The sequence below is a fragment of the Shewanella sp. genome, from assembly GCF_051658185.1.
In the GTDB taxonomy this organism is placed as follows: Bacteria; Pseudomonadota; Gammaproteobacteria; order Enterobacterales; family Shewanellaceae; genus Shewanella.
The window spans coordinates 1-8,545 of sequence record NZ_JBOFMC010000266.1; the positions used below are offsets into that span (position 1 = coordinate 1).

An 8,545-nucleotide genomic window follows, 5' to 3' on the forward strand; every position below is an offset into this window, starting at 1 on the left:
GTGGCATTGTGACAAGACACACAGTCTTTACCCACAGTGAGGTGACTCTTAGAAGGTGTTTCATGGCAAGCAATACATGCCGTATTACTTAAGTCAGCTTTAAATAAATCGGCATTCGCAGGCGCATTTGCGCCTTCAACGTGACAGGCTGAACAATCAGCGGCAGGTTTTTGTGGGAAGTTGACTTTGCCGTAATCAATCACTTTGCCACCGTAACCAATAATTTTGTACGGGGCTGCAACTTCAACGCCTTCTGCATTAACGGTTTTTCTGTCTGCACCTTTATGAATCGCATGGATCATATAGGTAAAGTCAACGCTGTTACCGGACTCTGGATCACCAGAGGTTGCGGTATGGCAAGAGGCGCAGTTTTCAATATCTAACCGGCGACCACCATGTAATTGCAAGCTGTCGGGTTGGTGACAGGTGTAACAGGTTTCGATAGAGACCACATTGCGACTGGCAATCCCTTCGGTTTTACCTGTTGATGGCTGCCAATCTAAGTGAGCGTTAGCGACCACTTGAGGTAATTGCAGTTCAAGGGTGGCGCGTTGAGTATTATCCGCTTTATAGGTCACGGCCACTGGGGCAGTAACATTCGCGATATTGACTTGATAGGTGTAGCTGTAGCTACCGTCACCGTTATCGACTAAGCAGGTGTCGCATTTATTGGCGGCTTCAACGTTAGCTTGAAATTGGGCGGAAGGATTAAGGTTGGTTACACCTTCTGGGATAGTGCCTGGCTCTTTTTTAGTATTGATGTAGGCTTGCCACTGTAAGCCACGGTCAGCTTCAGTTTCACCTACTTTTTCTTTAACTGGGGTTAGCTGGGCAATACCAAAACGCAGATCATGGGTTTTATTTAACCCCAGTACCGCAACGCCATTGGCATTTTCTAGCGTAAAGTTAACCGTCACTTTGCCAGCATCGATAGTGGCATCAGTGATTTTTGCTTTGAGTGTTGGAGTGGAATCGATACTAACACCGATAACACCAGGTTGACCATCGGCACCTGGTTTGCCATCGTCGCCGTCACTGCCGCAACCGGCAAGTACGAAGGACAGTAAACCGGCACCCAACATCGCTTTCGTCGCGTGATTGAAATTGAACCGTTTCATCATGATATTTCCCTGCAATAGTTGTAATCATCATTACACAGGGTTAACAAGAGTTATTCTTATTAACCATTTGTAATGTGTGGAATTAGTTTTCCACCTATAAGGCTAACTAAGTCACTGGTATTTATCAGTCACTTTAAGTAGTTAATGTGACTAAGATCTGACTATTTCTTTAGAGGTAGATAACTGCGTATCAGAGCCGTTATTAACCGCTATCATTGTTAGCCGCCTTGGCTTGCGAGAGTCCCCATTGGCGAGAAATTCGTTGCACTTTCTCGAGGTCATGTTGGCTCGTGGCAATGTTGGCGGCTCGCAAACAGTAATATTAGCAAAAGCCAAGCAATCGCAATGGCCAAAGACAGGTTCACGCACCACATCGCAGTGCCTGCGCCCACTATCACTTGCCAATTTATTTACCCATCTATTTTATTTGTCGCGAGCTAGCGAGGCTTTGGCCTATGGATAGGCGTGGGGTGTTGGCTACATCGTCTTCACCGCTGTGATGGCATGGTTTTCATCGGCGATGGCTGTTGCTAAGGGGCGTGCATTTTTAGCGCCCCATCATTAACCCGCATTTGCTATTGAGCGCGTACCGAGCCTTAAGGTTTTTTAGCCGATTAAGCGTAGATGAGCAGGGGGAGGGTTGCGAATGTGCGGCGCTAAATTTATTACCTTAAGTTGAATGCCGAAAGTTGAATGCCGAAAGTTGAATGCCGAGTGCGACCTTCGCCTGTGGTGTATAGCAGGCTACTCGCGCGAGGGTTTATTGTGAGATAACGGTTTCTTCATCACGCTTTTTATCCCATAATACTCAACACAATTGAAAACTATTATCGTTACCAGTCAAAAATGTTGATCTAGGTAAAATTATTTGGGGCATTGCTTGGTTACAATGCCCCATGTTTTAAGCTGAACCCGTTGCAAGGTGGAATACGGAATGAAGTTAAGCGAACTTAACCCCGGTGATCATGGCATTATTTCTGAAATCGGGCGATTAGATCTGCCGCAGACAGTCAAGCGCAAATTATTATCTATGGGGATTACACCCAATACTCGCTTTGCGTTAATCCGCCGTGCGCCAATGGGCTCAGGTTTAGAGTTGGCTATTCGTGGTAGTAAACTTTGTATGCGCAGAGACTTGGCAGACATCATTGAGGTGGAAAAGGCGAATGACTAAGCAGTTTCATTGCGTAACCGTCGGTAACCCCAATGCGGGCAAATCGACTCTTTTCAACGCGTTAACTGGCGCGAATCAACAGGTTGGTAATTGGTCTGGTGTGACCGTCGAGAAAAAAACCGGACATTTCACGTTAAATGGCGCGGATGTTTATTTAACTGATTTGCCGGGGATCTATGATTTACTCCCCGCGGGTAATAGCTGTGACTGCTCCCTTGATGAGCAAATTGCCCAGCAGTATTTAGCTGAACAACGGGTTGATGGCATTATCAACTTAGTCGATGCGACCAATATTGAGCGGCATTTATACCTGACGGCGCAGCTGCGCGAACTTTCGATCCCGATGGTGGTGGTGCTCAATAAAATTGATGCGGCTATCAAGCAAGGGATCCGCGTCGATTTAACCAAAATGAGTCAAGAACTCGGCTGTCCTGTGATTGGCGTGTGTTCCCGCGAACCGGCTGATGTCGCTAAAGTACAAGCTCAAGTGCTCGATTTACTGCAAGGGCGTATTTCTGAAGCGCCACTTATCCTTGATTATGATGAGCAAATCGAGGCCAGTGTACAACTCTTGTGCGCAAAAGATCCCCAATTAAGCCGTGGCCGGGCGCTGGCGATGCTAGGCAATGGTTTGGGCTGTGGTAGTTGTAAGAATGCCCAGTTGCAGACGGAAGTCAAAAGCTGCACTCAACATCTTGCCGAGCAGGGCCATGATATTGAAGTCATGGTGGCGACAACGCGCTTTAATTTTGTGGAACGCGTATTTCAAAGTGCTGTTAAGGCAGATAATTACCAGACGATAAGCGATAAGCTCGATAAACTTGTGTTACATCCGCTGCTCGGTATTCCGGTGTTTTTACTGGTGATGTATTTGATGTTCATGTTTAGCATCAATATCGGCAGTGCATTTATCGATTTCTTCGATGTGTTTGTTGGGGCTTTGTTGGTTGATCATCTTGGGGCGTTATTAACTCAAATCGGTGCCCCAGCGTGGTTAGTGACCATTCTGGCTGGCGGGGTAGGGCAAGGGATTCAAACCGTCTCGACTTTTATACCGGTTATCGCGGCGTTATTTTTGGGGCTATCGGTATTAGAAAGCTCAGGCTATATGGCTCGGGCAGCTTTTGTGGTGGATGGCCTAATGCGCCGCATTGGTTTACCAGGTAAAGCGTTTGTGCCGATGATTGTGGGTTTTGGTTGTTCCGTACCGGCCATTTTGGCCACTCGAACGCTTGGCAGTGAACGTGAGCGGATTGTCACCGGCATGATGGCGCCTTTTATGTCCTGCGGCGCGCGTTTGCCTGTGTATGCGTTATTTGCGGCGGCTTTCTTCCCCGATTCTGGGCAAAACTTGGTCTTTTTGCTGTATGTGATCGGGATTTTTGCGGCGATTGGCACCGGATTGTTGCTGCGCAGCACCTTATTACCGGGCACCAGTAGTGCGGTGGTGATGGAGTTGCCCAGTTATGAGTTGCCTAAATTGAAAGCGGTGATGGTGCGTACTGGTAAACGCACTAAGAGCTTTATTCTGGGCGCGGGTAAAACGATTGTCTTAGTGGTGACCTTACTTAACTTTGTTAATGCGATTGGGGTTGATGGCACCTTCGGTCATGAAGACAGCCAAGCTTCGGTTCTGAGCGTGGTCAGCCAAAAAGTCACGCCTATCTTCTCACCGATGGGCATAGATCCACAAAACTGGCCAGCCACCGTGGGGATTATCACCGGGATTTTTGCTAAGGAGGCGGTCGTCGGTACCCTTAATAGCCTCTACAGTAATGCATCGTCCAGTGATGAGGCATTAACACCGTTGGCAGAGAGCTTTGATGAGGCATTAGCCACCATTCCGGCCAATTTATTTGGTTTAGCGTTAGAAGACCCGCTGAAAATGTCGGTGGGCGATGTGTCCGACACCGTCGTGGCCGCTGAAACGCTGGGAGTCGAGAACACGACCTTCAGTGCATTGCAGTCAGGTTTTAGTACTCAGATTGCGGCGTTTGCCTATTTGCTGTTTATTTTACTCTATACCCCGTGCGTGGCCGCGATGGGCGCCTTGGTCAATGAGTTTGGTTCACGCTGGGCCATCTTTGCTGCCACTTGGACCTTTGCACTTGCCTATGGCTCTGCCACGATAGTGTATCAAGCCGCGACCTTTAGCAGCCACCCACTACAGTCAAGCTTGTGGATTGGTTTCTTTGTGCTGGCGTTAGTGGGCTTTTACCTGTGGCTTAAGCGCAAGGGCAAAAGAACCCAACAGATTATTCCGGGGATCCGCATCATCACGGAGTAAACTGTGACCTCATGCTGTGGGTAATGAGTGGGGTGAAGACTATGCTGACCAGAGTAAATCGTTGCCAGCATAGTCGTTAACTATCCATAGCCTAAAATGGCGGTGGGTGAGTACACAGATAAAAGCAGCTTTCATGGCTGCTTTTATTGTTTTACTATCACGGCTATCAGGCATAAGGGCTGTAGACCATAGGCGTTGAGAATCATAGACGCTGACAGTCATAGCCGCCGTAAATCATAGTTTTTAGCACTAGGCATTGTAACCAGTACTGATCTGTAGGATCATGCTGGTTTTCTAAAAATTGCCATTGTTCGCAAAGAGGAATTCCATGAGTCATGTGGACACTGAAGTACGTCCGAGTAACTTCATTCGTAATATCATCGATGAGGATCTGCAAAGTGGTAAGCACACGCGTGTGCAGACCCGTTTTCCGCCAGAGCCCAATGGCTACTTGCATATTGGCCACGCCAAGTCTATCTGCCTCAATTTTGGGATAGCGCGGGATTATCAAGGCCTATGTAATTTGCGTTTTGACGATACTAACCCTGAAAAAGAAGACATTGATTATGTTAACTCGATTCAGGCGGATGTGCGCTGGCTTGGATTTCAGTGGGATGGTGAGGTGCGTTATTCATCAAACTACTTTGATCAGTTACATCAATATGCGGTCGAGCTGATTAATAAAGGGTTGGCTTATGTGTGCTTCTTGAATGCCGATGAAACCCGCGAATATCGTGGCACCCTTAAAGAGCCCGGAAAAAACAGCCCATATCGTGATACTGCGGTTGAAGAAAACCTGCGTTTATTTGAAAAGATGCGTTTAGGTGAGTTCAAAGAAGGTGAGTGTGCGCTGCGTGCCAAAATTGATATGGCATCCCCCTTTATGTGTATGCGCGATCCGGTAATTTACCGTATTCGTTTTGCCCACCATCATCAAACGGGTGATAAGTGGTGCATTTACCCTATGTACGACTTTACTCACTGTATTTCTGATGCGCTTGAGCATATCACTCATTCTTTATGCACCTTAGAGTTTCAGGATAATCGCCGGTTATACGATTGGGTACTCGATAATTTGGATGATTTTCAAGCGCCGAATCGTACGCGTCAATACGAGTTTTCGCGCTTGAATCTTGAATATACTTTAATGTCAAAGCGTAAACTTAACGATCTGGTGACCCGCAAGTTAGTGTCGGGTTGGGACGATCCGCGGATGCCGACCATCGCGGGGTTGCGTCGTCGTGGTTATACCCCGGCATCGATCCGTGAGTTTTGTCAGCGCATTGGCATCACTAAGCAAGAGAACATGATTGAAGCCGCCATGCTGGATGCCTGTATTCGTGAAGAACTTAACGAACATGCTCCACGTGCGATGGCGGTGCTGCGTCCATTAAAAGTGGTGATTGAGAACTATCCAGAAGGTCAAATCGAGACTATTCAAGCGGCTTCTCACCCTAGCGATGAAACCATGGGCACCCGTGAACTGGCCTTTGGCCGCGAACTTTTCATCGATGTAGCAGACTTTAGAGAAGAAGCGAACAAGCAATACAAGCGCTTAGTGATGGGCAAAGAAGTCCGTTTGCGTAATGCTTATGTGATTAAGGCCGAGCGTTGTGACAAGGATAGCGACGGTAATATCACCGCAGTTTACTGTAGCTACGATCCTGATACCTTAGGCAAAAATCCTGCCGATGGCCGTAAGGTGAAAGGCGTTATTCATTGGGTGGAAGCGACCAGCGCAAAACCGGCTGAGTTTCGCTTGTATCAACGCTTATTTACCGATGCCAATCCCGCCGCAGCAGAAACCGTGGACGAAGTGCTGAATCCGCAATCGTTAGTGGTGGTTAATGGCTTGGTTGAAGCCAGCTTAGCCAATGCACCAGTGGAAAAGGCTTACCAGTTTGAGCGTGAAGGCTATTTCTGCGCCGATAATAAAGATTCTGCGCCAGAGCATTTAGTGTTCAATCTTACTGTGGCATTACGCGACTCGTTTGAATAAACCATTTGCGTCAGCATTAAGTTGAAAGGTAGCTAGCGTCTTAATATAAGACGGCTAAAGTAACAGGCCCATAGAGCATATCTTGGGCCTGTTTTGTTAATGGGTGAACAAGGGCATTTGTTAAAACGGATGATAATGCGATTACTCGCCTAGTATTGCTATTTGATGATAGACGTCATTGATTCCTTGGATGATTGCTACCTGAAACTTTTGCTTTGTAAAATTATCGATACCTGAATTTATTGGTACATTGGGCCAAATCCTAAACTCCAGAGGATAACGCTGGTTGCCATTAAGCCCACCAACAGCACTAAACCCGCAGTGACTACAGAGCTTGCGTAGATAAAGCCCTTTTCTTCTGGAATATTCATAATGATAGGGACGCCCGCATACAATAAGTAAACGGAGTAGGCTAATCCCACCAGTCCAATCACCATAATAAACCACAGCACGGGATACAGCGCTGCTAAGCCGACCATAAACAGTGGTGTTGCGGTGTAGGCGGCTAATTCTAAAGCTTGGGTAAATGTGGGGTGAGCGTCGAAGGTTTTCGCCATCCAATAGGCTAAATAGGCCAGCGCCAGCACTCCCCCAATCAATCCAAAGTACATGCCGATTGACATAAACAGTGCACTCTGTGACGTGAGGAAAATCGGATCGCCTGCCCCCGGATTCCAGCCAATGTGGGCGGTGGCAATGTAGCTACAAATTGTGGGGATGAGGGCTATCACTAGCACGTGGCTTAGGCTGCTTTTGAGTGATTCATGATTTTTCTCAATAGCGTGCCATTCTTGTTTAGGATGAGTATATAACCCCAGTAAGTGATTCAGTATCATTATAATTATCCTTGTTCAGCATTAATAAAAGGCTCGCCAAACGTCAGACGAGCTGATCACAGCTCTGCAATCTTGACCTCAATAGTGCGATTCAACTGTTCCGCTACTGTCGTCATGGATTGATGTTACCCTTAGCGGTGAGAGGGTATACCTCGCATCTCACAGCGGCATCAGGTGTAGTTTATTTATTAGACAAAAACGGCAGATCGTCAAGTTTACCCCAAGCTAATGCTATAGCTTGGCGTTAAATATGCGTAAAATAGTGTGAATTTTGGATGAGCTTGAGTGAGTTATGCAGCAATTACTTGCCCCTATTCAGCGGTTTCTTCACTGCGAGACACCGCAAACTTGGATTGATGTCGCGCGGGTGGAAACATCGTTAGATGATCTGTTGATTGATCATTGTAATTGCGAGCTAAAGGCCGCACAGACTGCCATGTATTTATTAAGGCGCTATGCCTTAACCAAGGACAGTGGTCGCTTATTGTTATCTTGGGCTAAGCCCTATGAGGAATTTGTCTATTTTAAGGAGCGGGATATCGGGCAGTTTCTTGCCCGGGATGCCAGAAAGAATGAGCTGAGTGCACCGTTACAGCCTAATGCACACTTTGGTTTTGCGCAGGATCTTATTCCACCGTTGATCAGACTGATAAAAGAGGAGTTTCATCATTTTGAGCAGGTGCTGGAATTAATGCACGCAAGGCAAATCCCGTATCGCAACATTCGAGCGGGGCGTTATGCCAAAGGCCTGATGAGTCATGTCACGACCCATGAGCAAGATATCCTTCGAGATAAATTAATTGTCGGTGCATATATTGAAGCACGTTCCTGCGAGCGTTTTGCCAAATTAGCACCTTATTTAGATCCACAATTGGCAAAATTCTATGTGTCGTTACTGCGCTCGGAGGCACGGCATTATGAGGACTATTTGACTCTTGCTCAGTTAGTGTCTCCTCAGGATATCAGTGCGCGAGTGGCATATTTTGGTGAGCGAGAAGCCGAGCTGATTATGGCGGCGGACGATGAATTTCGTTTTCATAGTGGCCAACCGCGCTGACACAAAGGACCACAACGTTACCTTATGATGTTTCATCATGGCGAAAGGGCTGTGAGGGAGAAGGTGAATGG

At 47.1% G+C, this 8,545-nt stretch carries 6 protein-coding genes; 4 read left to right on the forward strand and 2 right to left on the reverse strand.

Annotation, left to right across the window (positions count from 1 at the left end):
• Positions 1-1,121: OmcA/MtrC family decaheme c-type cytochrome (locus ACRCZA_RS10205; protein WP_438674332.1), on the reverse strand; the 1,121-nt coding region annotated here is incomplete at its 3' end.
• 934 nt (positions 1,122-2,055) lie between these two features.
• Here ACRCZA_RS10205 and ACRCZA_RS10210 point away from each other — a divergent pair.
• The 3 genes from ACRCZA_RS10210 to glnS all read left to right on the forward strand — a co-directional run bounded on the left by ACRCZA_RS10210 (position 2,056) and on the right by glnS (position 6,581).
• A complete protein-coding gene (locus ACRCZA_RS10210; protein ID WP_438674333.1) occupies positions 2,056-2,295 on the forward strand; it encodes a FeoA family protein in 240 nt (79 codons plus the stop codon).
• Positions 2,288-4,582, forward strand: a complete 2,295-nt coding sequence (gene feoB / locus ACRCZA_RS10215; RefSeq protein ID WP_438674334.1) for a Fe(2+) transporter permease subunit FeoB — start codon at positions 2,288-2,290, stop codon at positions 4,580-4,582. The genes ACRCZA_RS10210 and feoB overlap by 8 nt, the downstream gene beginning before the upstream one ends.
• Positions 4,583-4,910: 328 nt before the next feature.
• Positions 4,911-6,581: a glutamine--tRNA ligase gene (glnS, locus tag ACRCZA_RS10220; protein ID WP_438674335.1), complete on the forward strand. Its 1,671-nt coding sequence runs from the start codon at positions 4,911-4,913 to the stop codon at positions 6,579-6,581.
• A 239-nt stretch (positions 6,582-6,820) separates the two neighbouring features.
• On the opposite strand, the gene ACRCZA_RS10225 is transcribed toward glnS, so the two are convergent.
• Positions 6,821-7,417, reverse strand: coding sequence for a Yip1 family protein (locus ACRCZA_RS10225; protein ID WP_438674336.1), 597 nt, complete (start codon positions 7,415-7,417; stop codon positions 6,821-6,823).
• A gap of 292 nt (positions 7,418-7,709) precedes the next feature.
• Here ACRCZA_RS10225 and miaE point away from each other — a divergent pair, with 292 nt between their 5' ends.
• Complete coding sequence (miaE, locus tag ACRCZA_RS10230; RefSeq protein WP_438674337.1) at positions 7,710-8,474, forward strand: tRNA isopentenyl-2-thiomethyl-A-37 hydroxylase MiaE; 765 nt, start codon at positions 7,710-7,712, stop codon at positions 8,472-8,474.
• Positions 8,475-8,545: the final 71 nt, after the last annotated feature.

Excerpts from the sequence above, each read along its gene's own strand:
- ACRCZA_RS10210 (WP_438674333.1), top strand. The coding sequence starts at position 2,056 with ATGAAGTTAAGCGAACTTAACCCCGGTGATCATGGCATTATTTCTGAA.
- feoB (WP_438674334.1), top strand. The coding sequence starts at position 2,288 with ATGACTAAGCAGTTTCATTGCGTAACCGTCGGTAACCCCAATGCGGGC.
- glnS (WP_438674335.1), top strand. The coding sequence starts at position 4,911 with ATGAGTCATGTGGACACTGAAGTACGTCCGAGTAACTTCATTCGTAAT.
- ACRCZA_RS10225 (WP_438674336.1), bottom strand. The coding sequence starts at position 7,417 with ATGATACTGAATCACTTACTGGGGTTATATACTCATCCTAAACAAGAA.
- miaE (WP_438674337.1), top strand. The coding sequence starts at position 7,710 with ATGCAGCAATTACTTGCCCCTATTCAGCGGTTTCTTCACTGCGAGACA.